Source organism: Bacillus sp. HU-1818 (assembly GCF_022695965.1).
In the GTDB taxonomy this organism is placed as follows: Bacteria; Bacillota; Bacilli; order Bacillales; family Bacillaceae; genus Bacillus; species Bacillus atrophaeus.
Window position 1 is genome coordinate 1 of sequence record NZ_JAAPBE010000015.1, and the last position, 1,728, is coordinate 1,728.

Annotated in this window: 1 protein-coding gene; it reads right to left on the minus strand. The window is 34.2% G+C overall.

The annotated features are described in order from the left end of the window. Positions 1 to 1,704 (minus strand): amino acid adenylation domain-containing protein (locus GXP75_RS21280; RefSeq protein ID WP_242557810.1); only part of this gene is annotated, 1,704 nt, incomplete at its 3' end. Between the last annotated feature and the right edge of the window lie 24 nt (positions 1,705 to 1,728).

Sequence of the window (1,728 nt, forward strand, 5' to 3'; positions counted from 1 at the left end):
AATACTGATATCTTCAACATCCAGAACATTACGCCAAATTTCCACAAGTTTTTTCTCTGTTTCAGTTCTTGCTTGCTTTATAGCCTTTTTGATAACCTGATCTTGATCTGTAATTTCTTTTTCTAATAATCTTTTTCTGTCTACCTTTCCGTTACCGGTGAGAGGAATCTCCTTAATTTGCACTATATAAGTCGGCACCATATAGATAGGGACCTGGCTTCCAATAAATGTTTTAAGTTCATTTATATCTAATGATTGATTTTCAACTACATAAGCGCATAAAACATCTTGATTTCTGTTATCTTTTCGATTAATGACTGTTACATTTTTCACCTGGCGGTGTTCTAAGATCACACTCTCAATTTCCCCTAGTTCAACACGGTATCCCCGGATTTTAATTTGATGATCTTTACGGCCTTGAAACTCAATATAGCCTTCTTGAGTAAAGACTCCCATATCACCTGTTTTATATAATCTCCCATAGGACGGATGTTCAATAAATGAAGCGTCTGTTTTTTCCTTAGCATTTAAATATCCCTCTGCTACTCCTTTTCCTCCTATATATAACTCTCCTTTTACTCCTACTGGACAAAGTTCGCTATTATAATCTAAAACATAGTATGTTTGGTTAGCTAAAGGATAGCCATAAGGAATACTGGCCCATTCTTTCCTCACCTTATTAATTGGATAGTAAATAGACCATATTGAAGCCTCAGTAGCTCCTCCTAAACTAATTACTTTACTATCTACAAAGTGATCCTGAATTCTTTCAGGTAAAGTAACAGGTATCCAGTCTCCGCTTAATAAAACTAACCGCAGATCTGGAAGTTCATCATAGTCAATTGCTTCAATACTAGGTTTTTTTTCTTCCTCATCCATATAGTTTACTAGCATTTCCATAATCATAGGAACGGAGTTCCAAACGGTAATACCATTTTCCTTTACTATATGATAAATAGTCTTTACATCCCTCTGATCTTCGATCATTACCAATGTTGCCCCAACAGAAAAAGCTCCAAAAATATCATATATTGATAAGTCAAAAGACATTGAAGACAAACCAATAAATCGGTCTCTGGCATTGACTTTGAATTTTGAATTAATATCAATGATTGTATTAGTTACTGCTTGATGTGTAATCACTACCCCTTTAGGTTTTCCAGTACTTCCAGAGGTATATATCGCATAAGCAATTTGATCGGGAGACGCTTTACTATCACTTTTTGATTCTTCATAAGTGGATATAACACTTTTTGCAAGTTCAGGTGTTAGTGAAATTTTACATTCACCATCTTGCAAGATATATGTTTGCCTTTCTTTTGGAAAATCTGGGTTAATCGGAATATAAGCAGCTCCAATTTTTAGGATAGCCAGAATATTAGCAATTGTTTCAATCTCTCGATTGACAATGACGCCTACAAAATCATTAGTCTGAACACCATTCATTTCAAGGTAACGAGCTATTCGATTAGACATCACTCTTAATTCCTGATAAGTAATACCTCTGTCTTTAAATTCTATTGCGACATTTTCAGGTGTCTCTAAAGCCTGTCTTTCAAAAAGACGATAAAGCGTATCAGGTTGAATAACTTTTGAAGTATTATTATACTCTGAAACCACTCTCTCTAAATTAGAATGACTAGGATAAGCAAACTGATTATTAGCCAGTAAATTCTCTATTATAGCAACATAGTCATTAAACATAGATTCTATAACATTCTCTTCAAA